This window comes from Ligilactobacillus animalis (assembly GCF_009933595.1).
Lineage (GTDB): Bacteria > Bacillota > Bacilli > Lactobacillales > Lactobacillaceae > Ligilactobacillus > Ligilactobacillus animalis.
This window is the reverse complement of sequence record NZ_CP047141.1, coordinates 1,862,460-1,882,253: the sequence shown is the minus strand read 5'-3', so window position 1 is coordinate 1,882,253 and position 19,794 is coordinate 1,862,460. Positions and strand designations below refer to the sequence as shown.

Annotated in this window: 13 protein-coding genes, 4 pseudogenes and 1 other annotated feature; of the genes and pseudogenes, 14 read left to right on the top strand and 3 right to left on the bottom strand. The window is 42.4% G+C overall.

Annotated features, from left to right (window positions below):
• Positions 1 to 3: 3 nt before the first annotated feature.
• The gene (locus GSR62_RS09265) at positions 4 to 684 is read right to left on the bottom strand and encodes a VIT1/CCC1 transporter family protein (protein WP_010690025.1); all 681 of its coding nucleotides are present in this window, start codon (positions 682 to 684) and stop codon (positions 4 to 6) included.
• Between the two features lie 199 nt (positions 685 to 883).
• Here GSR62_RS09265 and GSR62_RS09260 point away from each other — a divergent pair, with 199 nt between their 5' ends.
• From GSR62_RS09260 to mnmG, 8 genes are all read left to right on the top strand, one after another.
• A complete protein-coding gene (locus GSR62_RS09260) occupies positions 884 to 2,674 on the top strand; it encodes a DUF2207 family protein (protein ID WP_066024274.1) in 1,791 nt (596 codons plus the stop codon).
• A gap of 309 nt (positions 2,675 to 2,983) precedes the next feature.
• Positions 2,984 to 3,544, top strand: coding sequence for a histidine phosphatase family protein (locus GSR62_RS09255; RefSeq protein ID WP_066024273.1), 561 nt, complete (start codon positions 2,984 to 2,986; stop codon positions 3,542 to 3,544).
• 19 nt (positions 3,545 to 3,563) lie between these two features.
• Positions 3,564 to 5,048 (top strand): family 1 glycosylhydrolase, encoded by a 1,485-nt coding sequence (locus GSR62_RS09250; protein ID WP_066024272.1) that lies wholly within the window; start codon positions 3,564 to 3,566, stop codon positions 5,046 to 5,048.
• 59 nt (positions 5,049 to 5,107) lie between these two features.
• Complete coding sequence (locus GSR62_RS09245; RefSeq protein ID WP_010690019.1) at positions 5,108 to 5,530, top strand: helix-turn-helix domain-containing protein; 423 nt, start codon at positions 5,108 to 5,110, stop codon at positions 5,528 to 5,530.
• 196 nt (positions 5,531 to 5,726) lie between these two features.
• On the top strand, positions 5,727 to 6,740 hold the full coding sequence (gene add, locus GSR62_RS09240; protein ID WP_035447061.1) for an adenosine deaminase: 1,014 nt from the start codon (positions 5,727 to 5,729) through the stop codon (positions 6,738 to 6,740).
• A gap of 14 nt (positions 6,741 to 6,754) precedes the next feature.
• Positions 6,755 to 7,108 (top strand): bacteriocin immunity family protein, encoded by a 354-nt coding sequence (locus GSR62_RS09235; protein ID WP_066024271.1) that lies wholly within the window; start codon positions 6,755 to 6,757, stop codon positions 7,106 to 7,108.
• Between the two features lie 243 nt (positions 7,109 to 7,351).
• Positions 7,352 to 8,743 carry a tRNA uridine-5-carboxymethylaminomethyl(34) synthesis GTPase MnmE gene (gene mnmE / locus GSR62_RS09230; RefSeq protein ID WP_066024270.1) on the top strand — a complete coding sequence of 464 codons (1,392 nt, stop codon included), beginning with the start codon at positions 7,352 to 7,354 and terminating at the stop codon, positions 8,741 to 8,743.
• A 10-nt stretch (positions 8,744 to 8,753) separates the two neighbouring features.
• Positions 8,754 to 10,667 (top strand): tRNA uridine-5-carboxymethylaminomethyl(34) synthesis enzyme MnmG, encoded by a 1,914-nt coding sequence (gene mnmG / locus GSR62_RS09225; protein WP_010690010.1) that lies wholly within the window; start codon positions 8,754 to 8,756, stop codon positions 10,665 to 10,667.
• A gap of 58 nt (positions 10,668 to 10,725) precedes the next feature.
• Here mnmG and GSR62_RS09220 read toward each other — a convergent pair whose 3' ends face one another.
• Positions 10,726 to 11,205, bottom strand: coding sequence for an Rgg family transcriptional regulator (locus GSR62_RS09220; RefSeq protein WP_337692699.1), 480 nt, complete (start codon positions 11,203 to 11,205; stop codon positions 10,726 to 10,728).
• A 428-nt stretch (positions 11,206 to 11,633) separates the two neighbouring features.
• On the opposite strand from GSR62_RS09220, the gene GSR62_RS09215 reads away from it, so the two are divergent.
• Positions 11,634 to 12,095: a DUF441 domain-containing protein gene (locus tag GSR62_RS09215; protein WP_010690008.1), complete on the top strand. Its 462-nt coding sequence runs from the start codon at positions 11,634 to 11,636 to the stop codon at positions 12,093 to 12,095.
• Between the two features lie 81 nt (positions 12,096 to 12,176).
• Here the strand turns inward: GSR62_RS09215 and brnQ are convergent, their stop codons facing one another.
• Positions 12,177 to 13,550 carry a branched-chain amino acid transport system II carrier protein gene (gene brnQ / locus GSR62_RS09210; RefSeq protein ID WP_136344720.1) on the bottom strand — a complete coding sequence of 458 codons (1,374 nt, stop codon included), beginning with the start codon at positions 13,548 to 13,550 and terminating at the stop codon, positions 12,177 to 12,179.
• Positions 13,551 to 13,625: 75 nt separating this feature from the next.
• Positions 13,626 to 13,884, bottom strand: a binding site (T-box leader).
• A gap of 330 nt (positions 13,885 to 14,214) precedes the next feature.
• Here brnQ and GSR62_RS09205 point away from each other — a divergent pair.
• From GSR62_RS09205 to GSR62_RS09185, 5 genes and pseudogenes are all read left to right on the top strand, one after another.
• Positions 14,215 to 15,224, top strand: a pseudogene (locus GSR62_RS09205) (ABC transporter ATP-binding protein).
• A pseudogene (locus GSR62_RS09200) lies at positions 15,217 to 16,155 on the top strand (ATP-binding cassette domain-containing protein). Before GSR62_RS09205 ends, GSR62_RS09200 begins: the two co-directional pseudogenes overlap by 8 nt.
• Before the next feature lie 22 nt (positions 16,156 to 16,177).
• Positions 16,178 to 17,137, top strand: a pseudogene (opp4B, locus tag GSR62_RS09195) (oligopeptide ABC transporter permease).
• Positions 17,138 to 17,150: 13 nt separating this feature from the next.
• Positions 17,151 to 18,020: pseudogene (locus GSR62_RS09190) on the top strand (ABC transporter permease).
• Between the two features lie 17 nt (positions 18,021 to 18,037).
• Positions 18,038 to 19,786 carry an ABC transporter substrate-binding protein gene (locus GSR62_RS09185; protein ID WP_066024267.1) on the top strand — a complete coding sequence of 583 codons (1,749 nt, stop codon included), beginning with the start codon at positions 18,038 to 18,040 and terminating at the stop codon, positions 19,784 to 19,786.
• Positions 19,787 to 19,794 lie beyond the last annotated feature (8 nt).

Sequence of the window (19,794 nt, the reverse complement as noted above, 5' to 3'; positions counted from 1 at the left end):
CGTCTACCCCCCAATAATTTTCCCGATCAAATATGTAACTGCCATCGTCAGTGTCCCCGAGATGACGTTGCGGATGATACCTTGCTTTTTATCAGCCTTACTTAAAATAGCTGCGCCCCAGCCAGTCAAAGCTAAAGCGATCAAAACAGCGATGAAGGTCGCAATGATCTTGATCTTTTCGGGAAACAGCGTGATCGCAAGCATCGGCAATAATGAACCAGTTGGAAATGAGACCATTGAAGCGATCGCTGCGGCATACGGGTCGATGATCTCATTGATATTTAAGCCATAGCGTTCGCGAACTGTGGTCACGAGTGGATCTTTTTGCATCATTTCTTCCGTTGCTTTTTGTGCTAGATCGGGTCTGATCCCTTGAGCTAAATATTTTTGTTTGACCATTTCAAATTCATGCTCATAGTTCAATTTTAAGCGTGCTTTTTCCTCAGCGACGGCTTGCTTTTCAGAGTCTTTTTGCGTACTAACTGAAACATATTCGCCCATTGCCATCGAAACGGTCCCCGCTAGCATTCCGGCGATCCCTGAGATAAAGATCCCATAGTTACTGGCAGAAGCCCCAGCTACCCCGACAACGATCCCAGCAACTGAGATGATCCCATCATTTGCACCCATGACACTCGCACGTAAAATATTGACGCGCTGAGCTAAAGTCAATTTACTATCCATAATTGATAACCTCTTTTTTTAGAATGATTCTAAACTATATTCTACCGTAGAATTTAAATTTGTAAACAAAAAATTTAAGTTACCCAAAAATATTTCATCTGTATACCTATAATTATAGATCTAATGCTAATCTTTGTCTTAAGTTAACAATTTTGAGATAATTAAGAAGAGACAGTATCAGGCAAAGGGGGCAATGAAAATGAACAGGATAGGTAAATTGATCGTAAGTCTGTTGGTTGGTCTAGGCTTATTCTTCACTGCGAGTAGTACGGCTTTAGCAGATGGTGATTATCAAATAACTGACTATGATGCAACGGCAATTGTACGTGAAGGTGGCGAAATATTTTTTACCCAACGAATAACCTATGAATTTGATGGCGATTTTAATGGGGTATATTACGACCAAAACCTGACTAAAGTTACTGATGTCAGTGGAATTGAGGTCTCGATCACCCAGAATGGTCAAACGACTCAGTTGACTGAGAGCTCAACAGGGGAGAACAATACATTTACGCAAACAAAGACGGCAGATAATTTAAAGCTCAAAGTCTATCATAAAGTCAGTGATGATAAGTTGACGGTGAACTATCACTATGTTTTGAGTGGCTTGATCACGAACTATCAAGATACGGCTGAGTTGAATTGGAAGATCCTCGGTGCTGGTTGGGATGTGCGCTTGCATAATGTCAAGGTGACGGTGCAATTGCCCCAAGCTCCGATCAATGATCTGCAAGCTTGGACGCATGGTCCTTTGACCGGCTATACCGATGTTGATCGCAAGCAGGGTAAAGTGACGCTGACACTTGATGAACTTGATACCGATGAGATGTTGGAGACACATATGCTTTTCCCGACCTCGGTCACACCTATTAATCCGCAAGTGTCTAACGAAAAGGCAAAAGAAAGGGTCCAGCAAGCCGAGGCTAAGTTGGCTAATGAAGCTAATCAAAAACGTAAAGCTGAGGAAAAAAAGGCACGAATCATCAAAAATATTTTCAGTGGGCTTGTGTTCACCCTTTCACTATGCTTTATCGGGATCTTGGTGGCAAACCCGGGAAATAAAAAGACCAAATTACCGCCACTTAAGCATAGTTATGAGATCCCTAAGTATGCGCCTGAAGTAGCTTTTGCGGTATTAAACCAAATGCAGCCGAATAATCAAGCATTCAGTGCACATTTATTGGAGCTTGCGGGTCAAGGAAAGTTGGAGATCGTTGAAGCTTCAGGCAAAGAAAATTATGTGATCAAGTTGAAGGATAAGGCAATTTTAGAAGATAGCTTATTGCGTTTTCTCTTTAAGAATATCGGAAATGGGACTGAATTTGATCTAAAGACCCTTAAGCAGGTAAAAAACAAGCGCAGTAAAGCCAAGGCGCTTAGTAAAAAATTTGAGCAATGGGCTAAGCGGGTAAAACGTCAAGCTGATGCCTATAACTATATCGATAAAAAGACGCATACTTGGTGTATTACTGTTATGCTAGGTGCTTTTGTCAACTTAGGGATCTTATTGTTATTGGGAGTTATCTTTAGTGGAACGATCAGATGGGTCTGTTTAGGTTTAGGGATCGTGATCATTTTATTGAGTGCCAAGTATTTGATGACGCACTCGGGTTATACGCCAACGGGAGACAGAGAGATCTATGAATTACGGTGTTTCAGATCGATGTTAAAAGATGTTGGGCGTTTTGATCTGCGCGAAGTAGGCGACATTGTTTTATGGGAGCAGATCATGCCGTATGCAGTTGCATTTGGATTAGCGAAGAAGGTCATCAAGGCCTTGAAAGCCGAGTTTAGTGTAGCTGAATTAGAGACTGGTTTTGGTATTTACTATGCATTGTATTTTGCAGGTAGTTGGAATGACAGTTTCACCTCAAGTTTTGAACAAAGTATTGCGGCAGCCAATGTTGATTCATCGTCTAGTGGTAGTTCAGGTGGTTTCTCCGGTGGTAGTTCCGGTGGCGGTGGCGGCGGAACCGGCGGTGCATTCTAAGGCAGAGTGTGAGGCAAAGCGTTTAGCGCCGTAGAAATAACGGTATCCCAGCCATGAGGCGTATTTTGCCTCATGGCTGGGACATTGTTATTTCCTAGGAGCTGCTTTGCCGAACACGTTTCGATTCTAGTGCAGTGCTAAGAAATCTTAAGGTTTTCTTAGCACTGCTTTATTATTAATTTAAGTAAAAAAACGGATAATGATAATCAGGAATTATTGTAGCAGTTGTTCTTTGCTTAGTCAGAAAGAAAGCGTTATACTAATTAAGTAAAGTCATATTTTTAAAAGAGTATACTTTATGGAGGGCTTATGAAACAAACATTGTATTTAATGCGACATGGTGAAACATTATTCAACCAATTGGGTAAGATCGAAGGTTGGAGTGATTCACCACTTACTGAAAACGGTATCAAGCAGGCCAAGCGAGCAAGCGAATATTTTAAAGAAGTCGATCTTTCGGCGACTTATTGTTCAGCTTCTGAGCGCTGTTGTGATACTTTGCGTCAAGTTACGTCATTACCATATATGCGTCTAAAGGGATTGAAGGAACAAAACTTCGGTCTGCTTGAAGGTGAGCATAATTACCTACAACACTTGCGCCCGTATGGTGATCTTTTTGTTAAGTACGGTGGCGAAAGTGATTTTGAAGTTCAAGATCGGATCGTTACGACCTGTACTGAATTGATGCACCGTTCCAGCGGTCACACCGTTTTGGCAGTCACACATGCTAATGCGTGTTTACAATTTATCAAACGCTGGGATGACCAGCTCGAGCTCTCCAATATCCCAAATGGGGCGATCTTTAAATATGGCTTCGATAAAGAAAATGATACGTTTGAACTGTTAGAACAGGTAGAGTTGACGGTTTAGACAGGAAAGGGTGAGCTGATTGGCTTTTAAGAAAGATTTTTTGTGGGGTGGCGCAACGGCTGCCAACCAATATGAAGGTGGCTTTGCTGAAGATGGTAAAGGTCTAAATGCGGTCGATGTTTTAACGAACGGCTCAGCAACTGAACCACGTAAAGTTACGTGGAAAAGATCTGACGGCACGACGGGAGCAACTCCACTTGAATGGGGGAGCGATTTTGAACTGCCAGTAGGTGCAAAACCAGCGTTAGTCGACGGGTATTACTATCCAAGTCATACAGCGACAGATTTTTATCATCACTATGAAGAAGACCTTAAATTGATGGCAGAGATGGGATTTAAGTGTTATCGGCTCTCACTCAATTGGTCACGGATCTTTCCAAATGGCGATGAAGAAACGCCAAATGAAGCTGGGCTAGTCTTTTATGATAAGATCTTTGACCTATGCAAACAGTATGGGATGGAACCGCTGGTAACTCTTTCGCACTACGAGACGCCTCTTGGTCTGATCAATGACTATGGTGGCTGGAAAAATCGCAAGTTGATCAAGTTCTTTGAAAATTATGTGCGAACTGTCTTCACACACTATAAAGGCAAAGTGAAGTATTGGTTGACCTTTAATGAGATCAATGCCGTTGATCTAGCCCCATATATGGGAGCAGGCTTGTTGGATTCGAGTTTGCAAAGCCGGGCGCAAGCTGCGCATGATCAATTTGTCGCTAGTGCTTTGGCAGTCAAGCTAGCCCATGAGATCGATGAAAATATGCAGGTCGGCATGATGTTAGCTTATCAGCCGGTATATCCGTATACTTGTGATCCCGCCGATCAGATCAAAGTTATGGAATACAACCAAAAGATGCTTTTCTATGCTGATGTTCAAGCCGGTGGCCGCTATCCTGACTATAAATTAAAAGAATATGAACGTGAAGGTATCAAGCTTGATATTGCGCCAGAAGATCATGCTTTGCTCAAAGACTATCCGGTCGATTTTGTGAGCTTTTCTTGTTATGGTTCAAATGTCTTGACGACGCATGAACAAGAAGCTGTTGATAGTGGGAATTTAGGGATCAATGGGATCAAAAATCCTTACTTAGAGACCAATGCTTGGGGCTGGGCCACTGATCCTGATTGTTTGCGACTAGCTTTGAACGTTTTGTGGGATCGATACCACAAACCACTTTGGGTCGTGGAAAATGGCCTTGGTTGGAGTGATGAGCTCACAAGTGATGGTAAAGTTCACGATGATTATCGGATCAAATATTTAAATGCAAACATCCGGTCGATGAAAGATGCGGTCGAGCTAGATGGCGTCGATCTTATGGGCTACACGATGTGGGGCTGTATCGACCTTGTGTCCAATGGGACGGGTGAGATGAAGAAGCGCTATGGCTTTGTCTATGTCGATCGTGATGATTTTGGTAATGGTAGCTTGAAGCGGATCCCCAAAGATTCATTTTACTGGTATCAAAAAGTTATTGCTTCAAATGGTGAAGATCTGACGATTTAAGCAATTTTCCGGGTTATTTTTGCTATAATTAAGTGAAAATAGGGAAATGAAGTGATGCAGTGGGCAAACGAGCAAACGAGTTGATGGTAGGTACTTTACCGGATGTAGCTGGCTTTATCCGCGAAATGGCTGCCAGTAAACAGGCGATCTTAGCCAAAGCAGCGCAAAAAAAGCGCCAGTTACAAGCTTTTACCACCGAGGAACAGGGCGATCAACATACTAATTTCAATGCTAAAATGATCGAATTGACCCCTGAACAAAAACAAGCCTACCGAGTTCGTAATCTACAAGTAGATTATCAATTTGCAGTCCGAAAATTACGGCAAGAAATGGGGCTAGATCAGCCACATTTTGCATATAAAGCAGGCTTTAGCTGGGAACGGCTAAAAACGATCGAAGCCGGTGAAGCTTTGCCGACAACAGATGAATTATTGCGGTTAGCTGAGATCAGTGGGCGTTCAGTCCACCTTCGCTTTGATTAGAGTGTGATCCAAAGCGGTCAGCGCCGTACGGATAAGACAGCCTTCACCAGAATGGGCATTTTTGGTGAAAGCTGTCTTATTTGTTATGCGTTGCTTTAGTGAATGAATTTTCATTCGGAATTTAGTTGACTTTTGTCTTGTTGATGGTATTATATTAGATAAAATTTTACCAAAAACGAACGATGGAGGCTGTATCATGACTGAAGTGACCCGTGATTTTACGCATAACTTACCCAAAGCTGAATTGCATGTGCATATCGAAGGGACCTTAGAACCCGAACTAAAACTCAAATTAGCTCAGAAAAATAACATTGATATCGGTCAAAAGACGATCGCTGAAGTAGAGGAGAATTTAAAGTATGATGATCTTGCGTCATTTTTAGCGGTCTACTATCCAGCAATGGAAGTTTTAGTGCACGAAGAGGATTTCTATGAATTGGCAATGGCCTACCTCAAAAAAGCGGCTAAAAATAATGTGCGACATGCTGAAATCTTCTTTGATCCCCAAGCGCATACTAGTCGTGGCGTCAAATTTGAAACAGTCATCAATGGTTTATATCGCGCAACTGTAGATGCACGGGCGTTAAACATTGATGCGCGTTTGATCATGTGTTTCTTGCGCGATCTGTCCCGGGAATCGGCGCGTAAGATTTTACTTGAGGCCTTACCTTACAAGGATAAATTTATTGGGGTCGGCCTCGATTCAGATGAACACAATAACCCACCGATGAAGTTTTTCAATCAGTTCTGTACCGCTCAAGAGCATGGCTTACACGTTACAGCCCACGCCGATGTCGATCAAGTCAACTCATTAGAGCATATTCGTGAATTGTTAGAGGTTATCGGCGTTGAACGGATCGATCACGGAACTAATATTGTTGAGGATCCAGATCTAGTTGAATTTGCCGCTAAACAAGGGGTTGGTTTTACTTCATGTCCACTCTCAAATGACTTTATCGCGTCTGATATGAAGGGCAAAGAAGTGCTCGAATTGTTAGCAAAAGGCGTTAAAGTTTCGATCCATTCTGATGATCCGGCCTATTTTGGAGGCTATATTGGTGATAACTACTACGCACTAGCTCAAAAGTATGACTTAACTAAAGAACAGATCGTGGCCTTAGCTAAGAATTCCTTTGCCGCTTCCTGGATCAGCGAACAACAAAAAGCTTTTTATCTAGCAGAATTAGATGAATATTTAGCAAATAACTAGACAAGGTGAGTAAAATGGGCCAAAAAGTTGATGTGGGGCATGTAAAAGAAGTGATCCATGAATTGTATAATAGCTTAGCTGAACGTCCAGAACAAAGTGCGCGGTTATTGGATATTTTAGATGTGTTGGCACAAGTCTATAAGAAGATCGATCAAGAAGAATATCCAGAATATTTGGTGGATCGGCTTGTTAAATACATTTATGCAGTTGGTTTTAACAACAAAAGTCGCTTTTTAGGGCAGGACGGGAAACTTCTAGTCGAGCTAAGTGATGTTGCCAAAAAAGCGGGGCTAAATAGTCGCTATCGGGCTGATTATAGCGATAAATCCCAATTCTATGGCTTTTTTGAAGAATTTCCGCGGCGCTGATCCGTGTATATAGTCGTGCATCTCAAAGCAGTGCCTAGCGGATGACCCGCTTGGGGGAGCACTGTGTTTTCTGATTGACAAATCAAAAGTTTAACATTATATTATAGATAATCATTCTTATCTTAATTGATAAAGTAGTCAAAGTGCTTTATCCACATGAGAAGCTTGTCTTGGGGACAAGTTTATTTTGTGTGGAGTAGGCGCTTTTTTTATGCTTAAAGATAAATTTTACGGAGGGAAATAATGGCAAATACAGTGACTGAATTTGATACGATCGCGGCGATCGCTACCCCACCTGGAGAAGGGGCGATCTCGATCGTGCGTTTGAGTGGCGATGATGCAGTGACGATCGCTAACCAAGTATTTAAAGGCAAGGATCTGACTAAAGTTTCTAGTCATACGATCAATTATGGTCATTTTATCGATCCTAAAACCCGGGAAATAATCGATGAAGTAATGGTCTCTGTTTTGCGAGCACCTAAGACGTTTACGCGTGAAGATACGATCGAGATCAACTGCCACGGTGGGATCGTGCCCACCAATAAGATCTTACAAGTCTTATTGACCAATGGTGCGCGGTTAGCTGAACCGGGTGAATTTACTAAGCGTGCTTTCTTACATGGGCGGATCGACTTGGCGCAAGCTGAATCAGTGATGGATCTGATCCGCGCTAAGACCGACCGCTCGATGAAAGCTGCGTTGAACCAGCTTGATGGAAATCTTTCGCAATTGATCAAGAATTTACGGCAAGAGATCTTGGATGTACTGGCTCAAGTCGAAGTCAATATTGACTATCCTGAATATGATGATGTGGAAGAGATGACTTCTAAGCTGTTGCGTAAAAAAGCGATCGATGTTCGTGCAAAGATCGAACAACTTTTAGTTACCGCGCGCCAAGGCAAGATCTTGCGTGAAGGGTTAGCGACTGCTTTGGTTGGCCGGCCTAATGTTGGGAAATCCAGCTTATTGAATCATTTGTTACATGAAGATAAGGCGATCGTGACGGATATTGCTGGGACGACGCGAGATGTGATCGAAGAATACGTCAATGTTCGCGGTGTACCATTAAAATTGGTCGATACAGCCGGGATCCGCGAAACCGATGATATGGTCGAAAAAATCGGGGTCGAGCGTTCACGACAAGCGATCGACCGCTCTGATCTGGTGATGTTATTGTTAAATGCCAGTGAGCCTTTGACTACTGAAGATATCGAGTTATTGCAACTGACGCAAGCTAAAAAACGGATCATTGTCTTGAATAAGACGGATCTCGAACCAAAACTCGATCTCAATGAATTATATCAATACGTTGATAAAGCTGAAGTTCTCAAGACCTCAGTGCTAAAAAATGAAGGGATCAGCGAATTAGAAGAGCATATCGCTGCGCTTTTCTATGGCGGGATCGAAAATTCACAGGCGACAGTTTTAGTGACCAATGCACGCCATATTGCTTTGTTAGAACAAGCTAAGGCCGCTTTGGAATCAGTTTTAACTGGTTTGGATCAAGAATTGCCAGTTGATCTAGTTCAGATCGATATGACCCGTGCTTGGGAACTATTGGGTGAGATCACAGGTGATAGTTACCAAGATGAGTTATTAGATCAGTTATTCAGTCAATTCTGTTTAGGAAAATAAGGGAGTATTTATGCAATTTGGAGAAAAATACAAGGCAAAAGATTATGATGTGATCGTAGTAGGTGCTGGCCATGCGGGTTGTGAGGCAGCTTTAGCTTCAGCACGGATGGGTAATGAGACCCTTTTGATCACGATCAACTTAGAAATGGTGGCATTTATGCCATGTAATCCTTCGATCGGTGGTCCAGCTAAGGGGATCGTTGTGCGTGAAGTCGATGCACTCGGCGGTGAAATGGGTAAAAATATTGACAAAACTTACGTGCAGATGCGGATGCTAAACACCGGTAAAGGCCCAGCTGTTCGAGCTTTACGGGCTCAAGCAGATAAGAGTCGCTATTCGATCGAAATGAAGCATACGTTGGAAAATCAACCACATTTGACTTTACGCCAAGGGATCGTCGATGATCTGATCGTTGAAGATGGTGAAGTCAAGGGGGTTGTGACTAACACGGGAGCTTGTTATGGTGCGAAGGCAGTTGTCTTAACAACTGGGACTTCAGCTCGCGGTAAGATCATCATTGGTGAATTGATGTATTCTTCCGGCCCTAACAATACGCAAGCTGCGATCGAATTATCTAAAAATCTAGAACGTTTAGGCTTTGAACTCAAGCGTTTCAAGACTGGTACACCACCACGAGTAGATGGTAATACGATCGATTATGCTAAGACAGAGGAACAACCGGGTGATGTAGAGCCTCATCTATTCAGTTATGAAAGTGACGATGCCAACTATTTAGATGTAAAACAACAGCTATCTTGTTGGTTGACTTATACACAAGAGATGACACACAAGATCATTCGTGATAATCTCGACCGGGCACCGATGTTTTCTGGTGTGATCGAAGGGGTCGGCCCTCGCTATTGTCCTTCGATCGAAGACAAGATCGTCCGTTTTTCTGATAAACCGCGCCATCAGTTATTTATCGAACCAGAAGGCCGTGATACCGATGAATACTATATCCAAGGGCTGTCAACTTCTTTACCAGAAGATGTACAACAACAAATGGTCCATTCGATCCCAGGCTTAGAGCAAGCTGAGATGATGCGCCCTGGTTATGCGATCGAATACGATATCGTTTCACCATATCAGTTACGTCCGACCCTTGAGACCAAGTTGATCAAAGGGCTATACACTGCTGGACAAACTAACGGGACTTCAGGTTACGAAGAAGCGGCTGGCCAAGGGTTGATCGCCGGTATCAATGCGGGTCGTCATGCTTTAGGCAAAGAAGAGATCGTCTTGAAGCGTAGTGATGCTTATATTGGGGTCATGATCGATGACTTAGTAACTAAGGGGACAAATGAACCATACCGTTTGTTGACGAGTCGAGCAGAATATCGCTTGATCTTGCGTCATGATAATGCCGATCTACGTTTAACAGAACTTGGTCACGAGATTGGCTTGATATCAGATGAACGTTTGGCAGCTTTTGAAGCTAAGAAAGCTGAGATCGCTGCTGAAAAAGAACGGTTATCCAAGATCCGCATCAAGCCATCACCAGAAGTAGATGCATATTTAGAAGCTCATGGCGATCGTCCTTTGAAAGATGGGGTCTTAGCAAGTGATTTCTTGCGTCGTCCGTATGTGACCTATGCCGATCTGATGCAATTTATTCCAGCTGCACCAGAAGCCCTTGATCGGCGAGTGATCGAGCAGATCGAGATCCAATACAAATATGAAGGCTACATCAAGAAAGCCTATGAGAAAGTTGAAAAATTAAAGCGGATGGAAGCTAAGAAGATTCCAGAAAATATTGATTATATGGCGATCGAAGGCTTAGCTACTGAAGCTAAACAAAAATTAGTCAAGATCCAGCCTGAGACCTTGGCGCAAGCAAGTCGGATCAGTGGTGTCAATCCTGCTGACTTGTCGATCTTAGCGGTGTATATCGAACAAGGCAAGATCGCTAAAGTGAAAGATTAAGCGAAAAGACGGATAACTCCGGGAGAATGTTCCTGCTGAGTTATTCGTCTTTTTTGGTTTAAATTTCTAATGAGCGGATGCGCTCGATCTCCTTTGTGATGTCTTGGGCCCCACTGGGATCGCCCATCTGTTGGAGAATATCACGATATTTTTCAGCGGTAGAAAAATCTTGTTCACAAAGTGCTAAGAAGGCATAGGCAGTATTCAAAGAGTCGAATTGAAATAGTTCTTTATACAGAGGGCTCCCCTTTTCTATCCAGAGCTTTGCTTGGGGAAAGTCATTATTTGTGATGAGTAAAAGACTACAATTTTCGATAAGAGCGAACTTTAAGTGCAGTAAGTGAGGATAGTTAGTATTGATCGCTTGGAGTGCCATTTGAGCAATTGAGGCAGCAGTGTCTAAATCAAAGAAATAGAGAATATTGTTGAGCAAAAATAAGTCAAATTTTGTCCAAGTATCGATTTTTTTCAGACTTTGCCAAACCACACTGGCTTGTTCTTTAGCTGCAGAATAGTGACCGCGTTCAAATTCATAGATAGCGGCTAGAATCGTCTTAATATGGTAAACGTCTAAATCTTTATGTTAGGTATTGCTGATCGGAAATTTGGAGGTTAAGTTCATATTTATACTGAGGCAAGAGTTGTTTATCAGAATTTGATGACAGCTAGTTTGGCAGAAAAAAATAGAATTTCTCCTAAAAGTGAACGGTTATTGAAGCAAATTGACGATTTTTCAAGATCTAGAAGCATATGGTCAAAAATCAATGATCTTATGACGGCAAAAACTTGGCTTGGAAAATAAATATATGGAAATTTTTATAGAAGGTATAGTTAACATAGTATTCGTAAAGTATTTTTCTAAACCGGAATACTAGGTGAGTTCAATAAAAATTATGATATCCCTGCTTTTTATGGCTAAATTTGTTATGATTTAGGTATTGTAAAAAGAGAAGGGGTATTTTATTTATGGAAACATGGTTATTTTTGCTGCTGATCCTGGCAGTTTCTTTTTTTGGTAAGAACAATTCTTTGATCATTGCAACACTTGTAGTTATGGCGATCAAATTGATCCCGGCGTTATCTGAAAAGTGGTTCCCAGTGATCCAAGCAAGGGGGATCAATTGGGGGGTCACGATCATTTCAGTTGCGATCTTGATCCCGATCGCGACTGGTCAGATCACATTTCGCGATCTGCTAGATGCTTTTAAGATGCCGGCTGGCTGGATCGCAGTCGGGTGTGGTATCTTAGTTGCGATCTTATCCCGGTATGGCGTTGATCAGTTGGCGGCTACTCCACAAGTTACTGTTGCCTTAGTCTTTGGGACTATCTTAGGTGTAGTTTTCTTGCGTGGGGTCGCAGCTGGACCTGTGATCGCCAGTGGGATGACTTTTGTGATCATCAGTTTATTAGGTCTTAGTTTTAAATAATGTAAAAAACTCCTGCAATAAAAAATAATTGCAGGAGTTTTTGCGTATCTATATAGTGGAGGCACTTAAAGCAAGGTGGAATTATTCTTCAGATAATTCAGGTAAGCTACCGCGGCGAACGAAGTGGAGAACAAGTCCCACGACAAGGCCGACGAGTGCTGGGACCGCCCATGACATTCCGATGCTTGCGAGCGGTAGGTATGAACGCATATCAGCCACGACTAGCCCAACTTGGCTTTGGCTGACTACTTTTGGAAAAGCAACGATCATATCAAAGAAGGCTGGAACAACGGTACAAACAACGACTGTAAGATAAACGACCCCTTCTCGTTTGAAAAGTGGTGAGAAAACTGAGAGTAAGATCAAAACCATTGAGAGTGGGTAGAGGAACATCAACATTGGGGTTGACCAAGCGATGATCGTTTCGAGCCCAAAGTTAGCTGTTAAGAATGAAGATAAGCAACTTAAGAATAACCAAACATGGTAGCTGACCTTTGGAAAATGATTATGAAAATCTTGCGCAAAAGCAGCAACTAAGCCAACTGCAGTCGTTAAACAGGTCACTGTCAAAAGTGCGGCTAAAACAGCTTGACCCACTGGACCAGCGTAAGCATTGACGATTTGAGTAAAGGCTGTGCCCCCTTCAGGCGATAACTTGAATTGTCCTAGAGACATTGCACCTAATAAGATCAAGAGCAAGTAGATCAAAGCAACTGCCCCCATGGAGAAGAAACCTGATTTAGCCGTAACGAGTGAAACGCTCTTGGGATCTTTTTGCCCCATCTGTTGGATAGCTGTGACCACTGTGACCCCAAAGGCTAAACCGGCTAAAGCATCCATCGTGTTGTAACCTTCCAAAAAGCCGTTTGTTAAAGCATTTGAGAAGTTAGAGTATGCTTCTGTAACAGGTGCACTTGTAGTCGAACCTAATGGATTTGCAAAAGCTACCACAAAAACTAAGGTCAAAAGTGCTAGGAACAAAGGATTCAAAACCTTACCGACATTAGACAAGATGTTGTTTTCACGGTAAGAAAATACAAAAGCAGCGCCGAAAAATAAAGCAGAAAATAAGAGCAAGCCCCAGCTGTTATCAGCCCCTAAAAATGGTTTCAAACCAACTGTATAAGCAACAGTTGCCGTCCGTGGTGTTCCAAAGAGTGGTCCGATCGTAGCGTGGATCAAGACCATAAATGTCAATGCAAAGCCAGTCCCAAGCGGTAAACCAACATCATAGACACCTTTAGCCCGAGTGATCGCGATGGCCAAAACTGATAATAGTGGTAATAAGACCCCAGTAACTAAAAATCCAAGGGCTGCTGGTCCCCAGTTATGTCCGGCTAATTGACCTAAATGTAAGGGGAAGATCAAGTTCCCAGCCCCAAAGAACAGGCCAAATAGTAATGAGCTGACGACAGCATAATCTTTAAATGTCATCTTTTTTTCTGTGTTATTCATAATCCATACTCTCCTTTTTTAGTTGCACAAAATATCAGAACTAAAAGAAAAAGCGTCCTTAGACTAATTGCTTAGTCCAAGGACGCCTGTAGAGCGTGGTACCACCTTGCTTCATGAACGCCTCGCTACGTTCACCTTTCACATACGGCCCGTGCCTAGAATAAAGGGCGATATGCTAACACTGTAATGGGTGTACCCAGAGTATCTACTAGAAGTTCGTTCGATACAACGCTCGAAAGTGATTTTTCATCGTAAGGCTGACCTGCTCTCTTTCACCGACCAGAGCTCGCTTTTAGGCGCACATACGATTACTTGTCTTTCTCATTGCGTTCGCTGATATTTATTGTTGAACTAAATTTACAACCTTTTTTTGGTAATGTCAACACTTTTTTTGAAGAAAATAAGTTAGCACCAAAAATGAGTTTATAGAAATAACATTTTCAAATAATTTTTTTCTAATGTTCGTTGCTAGTGCTAGATAATAAAGGGATAAGTAAATGTTTTTAGTTTTGATTTGATAATTTTATTTCATATTGCAATTATGACCCTAAAAATAGCGGTTTTAAAAAGTGAAAACTTTTAGTAAATTAGTTGTTGACAAAAGTAAAAATTATAAATATAATTGGTAAAAAATTCGCTCACGCTAAATTAGGGGGGCGAGATATTGTTACTGGAAATCAAAAATGTCAGTACCGCATTCAAAGTTGAGGGCCAATTTTACAACGCACTTGATGATGTTTGCTTAGAAGTAAATGAAAATGAAGTTCTAGCGATCGTTGGTGAATCTGGCTGTGGTAAGAGTACTTTAGCCACGAGTATTATGGGTCTACACAATGAGAAGCAAGCCAAAGTGACTGGAAGTATCAAATATCGTGGGACCGAATTGGTCGGCACGAGGCGCCAACAACTAGAACAGATCCGTGGCAAACAGATCGGAATGATCTTTCAAGATCCGCTCTCTGCACTTAATCCGTTGATGCGTGTGGAAGATCAGATCAAAGAAAGCTTGGACCTCCATACTAAGATGACAGATGAGCAAAAACATGCTCGTGTGCTTGAATTACTACAGCAAGTAGGTCTAGAACATCCCGAGCTAGTGGTACGGCAATATCCACATGAGTTATCAGGTGGGATGCGCCAACGTGTCGTTATTGCGATCGCGATCGCCTGCAAGCCCGATCTGATCATTGCTGATGAACCGACCACAGCCTTAGATGTTACGATCCAAGCTCAGATCTTGGATTTATTGCTAGCGATCCAAGCTGAAAATCATGCGGGCATCATTTTGATCACCCATGATCTAGGGGTCGTGGCAGAGATGGCCGACCGAGTTGCTGTGATGTATGCGGGGCAGGTCGTTGAGTTAGGGTCGGCTAAGCAAATTTTTACCGATCCCAAACATCCATATACACGATCACTCTTACGCTCAATGCCACAAGCGGACAGCGATCAAGAAGAATTATACGTGATCGAGGGGATGGTGCCATCTTTGAAGAATATGGAACATAGCGGTTGTCGTTTTGCTAAACGTGTGTCCCATGGCTAGATACCTGGGAACATGAAAGTGAACCGCAAATGCACCAAGTTGCGGTCGGCCATTACGTCAGATGTATTTGTTGGCGGGATTTCAAATTTCCCGATGAAACTAAAGTAGGGGGCGCTGATAATGGGTGATGAATTGCTAAAAGTAGAGAATTTGCGGGTCCATTATCCCGTACGATCAGGTTTTTTCAATCATGTAACAGATTATGTCCATGCGGTCGATGGGGTCTCATTTACGATCCAAAAGGGGTAAAGTTACGGTGTGATCGGTGAATCAGGCTCGGGGAAATCAACGATCGGGCAAGCACTTGTTGGCTTGGTCGAAGCGACTTCGGGGACGATCACTTACCGTGGAAAAGATGTGACTGACAAGCGGGTCAAAAAGAAACTAAAGTACAACAAAGACGTACAGATGATCTTTCAAGATTCACTTTCCAGTCTAAATCCAAAGAAAAAGGTCATCGATATCATCGGTGAGCCACTCAGAAATTTTGAAAAATTGTCACGTAAAGATTTAAAACAGCTGGTACTTGAATTACTACAAACTGTGGGCTTGGATGAGGAATCACTGTATAAGTATCCCCATCAATTTTCTGGGGGACAACGGCAACGGATCGGAGTTGCGCGAGCCGTGGCGACTAAACCCAAATTGATCATTGCTGATGAACCAGTCTCGGCTTTGGATCTGTCGGTACAGGCTCAAGTCTTGAATTACATGAAGGCGATCCAAAAAAAGTATGGTGTAGCCTTTCTGTTTATTTCACATGATCTAGGGGTCGTCCATCACATGTGTGACAATTTGGCGATCATGCATCGAGGACGCTTTGTTGAAATTGGGACACGTGAGGATATTTATCAAGATCCACTGCATATTTATACAAAACGTCTTTTGGCTGCTATTCCGCAGACAGATGTAGAAAATCGGGAAAGTCATCGCAAAAAGCGTCAAGCACTCGAAGCCGAATATAATGCTCAAAAAGAGGATTATTATGATAAAAATGGTCGGGTCTATCCGTTAGAAGAGGTAACGCGGACACATTCTGTTGCTTTGAGAAAAGAATGAGCACTGAAAGGGGAATCGATATATGTGGAAAATTATTTTGAGACGTGTTTTGCTGATGATCCCAGAATTAGTCTTGCTGAGTATCGTGATTTTTTTGATCGCAAAATTAATGCCTGGAGATCCATTTACGGGGATGATCACACCGCAGACTTCACCCGCCCAGATCGAAGCTTTGCGTGTTAAAGCTGGGGTCTATGATCCGTGGTATCTGCAATACTGACACTGGATCGTTCGGATGGTCCATGGGGATCTAGGGATGAGTTATCAGTTTAAGACACCCGTTGGAAGTCTGATCTTATCGCGGATGGGCAATACGATCTGGTTACATTTATTGACTTTGATCTTGAGTTATTCATTAGCTATTCCATTGGGGTTGATCGCAGGGCGGTATGAGAATTCGAGATTGGATAAGGGGATCATGATCTACACCTTTGTTGCATATGCGATCCCGTCCTTTGTCTTTTACCTGTTAGGGGTTTGGTTATTTGGGTATAAATTACGCTGGTTTCCGACTTCTGGTTCCGTCTCAGTCGATGTTACCGGGACGCTAGGTTATATTTTGAGTCGTTTGGATCATATGATCTTACCGGCTTGCTTGATGGCCGTTCTTAGTGTGACCGCGGTCGTGCAATATTTGCGGAGTGAGGTGATCGACAATAAGAATCAAGATTATGTCAAGACAGCTCGGGCCAAAGGTGTACCAGAAAAGACGATCTTCACCCATCATATCTTTAGAAATTCATTATTGCCGATCGCTGCTTTCTTAGGATATTCGATCACAGGTCTGCTGGGAGGCTCGATCTTTATCGAACAGATCTTTAACTATCCAGGCATGGGGCTATTATTTATGAACTCGATCTTAAACCGCGATTATTCAGTGATCACCGCCTTAGTCCTGTTATATGGCACGATGACTTTGATCGGCTCGTTATTGTCAGATATCATTTTGAGTTTGGTCGATCCACGGGTCCGGATCGAATAATGGGGGAAGGATTATGAAAAAGAATACGTCTAATTTCTCAATGATCGTGCGCGAATTTAAACAGGACAAGGGAGCAACATTTTTCTTGTTTTTACTGTTAGCACTGATTTTGTTTATTTATATTTATGCAGCTTTTTTGAATACTAAGTAAGTAATGCATGTGGACATCATAAACGGCTACGGCCACCCCGGAAAAGGTGGGCATTTGTTGGGGACCGACCAAGGTGGACGTGATGTTTTGAAGTATTTAGTGTTGGGAGCACGTAATTCATTAGATATTGGTTTAGCGGTCACATTGATCGTTGAAGTGATCGGGATCGTTTTTGGCTTGGTCGCAGGTTATTACGGTGGGCTCGTCGATAATATCATGATGCGCTTTTTGGATTTTATGATGCTGTTACCGATGCTGATGTTAGTTATCGTGATCGTGTCGATCATTCCAAATTATAATATGTTGGACTTTATTTTAGTCGTTTCGGCTTTTTTATGGGTCGGTACGGCAAGGTTGATCCGCTCTAAGACGCTAGCTGAAGCGCATAAAGAATATGTTTATGCGGCTGTGACTTCAGGGAGTAATGCTTGGAAGATCATGTTGACCGATATTTTGCCAAATATCAGTTCACTTATCATTGTTGATCTGATCTTGAGCTTGACATCAAATATCGGGATCGAAGTTGGTTTAAGTTTCTTAGGGTTTGGTTTGCCGGAATCAGTGCCAAGTTTAGGTTTGATGATCGGATTAGCTCAAGATCCGGATGTCATGATCGGGGCGCCTTGGGTCTGGATGCCGGCATCGTTGTTGATATTGTTGTTGTGTGTGGGCATTAGTTATGTTGGAAATGTTATTCGACGTGCGTTTGATGCACGCCAGCGCTTAGGATAAGCGAGGAGGAATTTAAAATGGGGAGAAGACATTTATTCACGCAAACAATAGCTTTATTAACAGTTTTAGCTGGAACACTAGCTGTTCCGACCAGTACTGTCTTAGCCAAAGATGTCACGTTGAAACAAACGCATGTTAATCATAAAAAGGAACTAAAAGGTGGCACGCTAAAAGTCGGCTATCCTTCAAATACGAACTTTAAAGGCATCTTTATCCAAGAATTGGGGACCGATTCTGAAACAAATAGGTTGGCAGAATTAGGCCAATCGGGATTGTTCAGAAAAGATAAAAATGGTAAGTATGTCAAAGGCGGGTTAGCCGATGTTTCATTTGACCGCGGTAGTAAAACAGCTTTGATCACGATCGGACCGAAAACTCGCTGGTCTGATGGCAAGCCAGTGACAGCCCGAGATATGGCATTTGTCTATGAGATCATCGCTAATAAAGATAGTACATCTGAATACTACAGTGACGCTCTTGAGACGATCATGGGGATGAAGGAATATCACGAAGGTAAAGCTGATAAGATCTCGGGTCTGCAGATCAAAGATAGCAAGCACCTTTTGATCCACTATAAGAAGATGACACCAGCGATGGAGTATGTTGATTCAGGTTATCTGTACAATGATGCTCAACCCTATCACTACTTAAAAGATGTGCCGATGTCTAAGATGGCACAAAGTGATAAGGTACGCAAACACCCATTGTTCTTTGGACCATATACGATCAAAAAAGTCGTTCAAGGTGAAGCGATCGAGTGGGTCCCAAATAAATATTACGGTGGTAAGAAGCCTAAGTTAGACAAAGTGGTCGAAGAAGTTGTACCAGTAGCACAGATCGCAGAAGCTATGCGTTCGCATAAGTATGATGTCATCTTGCATGAATCACGGGCTACTTATGCTAAGACGAGCAAGGTCGATCAATATGTGACACTAGGGACGATGGCATATGGCTTGCAATACATGGGCTTTCGTGTCGGGGATAAGGGTGCGAATGGTACAAGCGTGTTAGACAAAAAGCTAGTTACGAATAACCGCTCTTTACGTCTTGCTTTGGCTTATGCGATGAATACGCAACAGATCGTCAAAGAATATGGTGCTGGTCTGCAAAAATGGGCCAATTCAATGGTCTCGCCAGCTTATGGTGCATATCATGACAATAAGATCAAGCCGTATTATCAAAATTTGAAGAAAGCTGATCAATTGCTTGATCGAGCTGGTTTCAAACGAGGAAAAGATGGTTATCGGACTCAGCCAAATGGTAAAGAATTGACATTACATTTGTTAGATCAAGCAAGTGGACGTGGAAATGATGAGATCCGAGCTAATTATATGCAACTTTGGAAAAAGATCGGGGTCAGAGTTGAGTTAGTAAATGATCGTCCTTTGGAATTTAATACATATGAAGATCTGCTTCATAGTAATTCACATAAGTTTGATATTTGGTTTGGTAACTGGTCATTGGGTCAAGAGCCATCAACTGCAGCGACTGCAGCTTACAGTCCAAAGTCTTCGTTCAACCACGGGCATTTTGTAACTAAAGAAAACACAAAACTATTGAAGTCGTTGAATTCAGAAAAAGCATTTAACCCTAAATATCGGATCGAGCAGATGCACAAGTGGCAAGAATATATGCGCAAAGAAGCCTATGTCGTTCCACTTTCATATAGCTATGATCTGACAGCAGTAGGTAAAAATGTCAAAGGAATGACGGTCGATGATAGTACGCAATTGACAGTGTGGGACAATGTTTGTTTAACAAAATAAAGGGGAGT

What these genes read in the sequence shown, in the direction of transcription:
- GSR62_RS09185 (WP_066024267.1), top strand. Translation starts at nt 18,038, where the DNA reads ATGGGGAGAAGACATTTATTCACGCAAACAATAGCTTTATTAACAGTT.
- brnQ (WP_136344720.1), bottom strand. Translation starts at nt 13,550, where the DNA reads ATGAATAACACAGAAAAAAAGATGACATTTAAAGATTATGCTGTCGTC.
- GSR62_RS09260 (WP_066024274.1), top strand. Translation starts at nt 884, where the DNA reads ATGAACAGGATAGGTAAATTGATCGTAAGTCTGTTGGTTGGTCTAGGC.
- GSR62_RS09265 (WP_010690025.1), bottom strand. Translation starts at nt 684, where the DNA reads ATGGATAGTAAATTGACTTTAGCTCAGCGCGTCAATATTTTACGTGCG.
- add (WP_035447061.1), top strand. Translation starts at nt 5,727, where the DNA reads ATGACTGAAGTGACCCGTGATTTTACGCATAACTTACCCAAAGCTGAA.
- GSR62_RS09215 (WP_010690008.1), top strand. Translation starts at nt 11,634, where the DNA reads ATGGAAACATGGTTATTTTTGCTGCTGATCCTGGCAGTTTCTTTTTTT.
- GSR62_RS09255 (WP_066024273.1), top strand. Translation starts at nt 2,984, where the DNA reads ATGAAACAAACATTGTATTTAATGCGACATGGTGAAACATTATTCAAC.
- mnmE (WP_066024270.1), top strand. Translation starts at nt 7,352, where the DNA reads ATGGCAAATACAGTGACTGAATTTGATACGATCGCGGCGATCGCTACC.
- GSR62_RS09235 (WP_066024271.1), top strand. Translation starts at nt 6,755, where the DNA reads ATGGGCCAAAAAGTTGATGTGGGGCATGTAAAAGAAGTGATCCATGAA.
- mnmG (WP_010690010.1), top strand. Translation starts at nt 8,754, where the DNA reads ATGCAATTTGGAGAAAAATACAAGGCAAAAGATTATGATGTGATCGTA.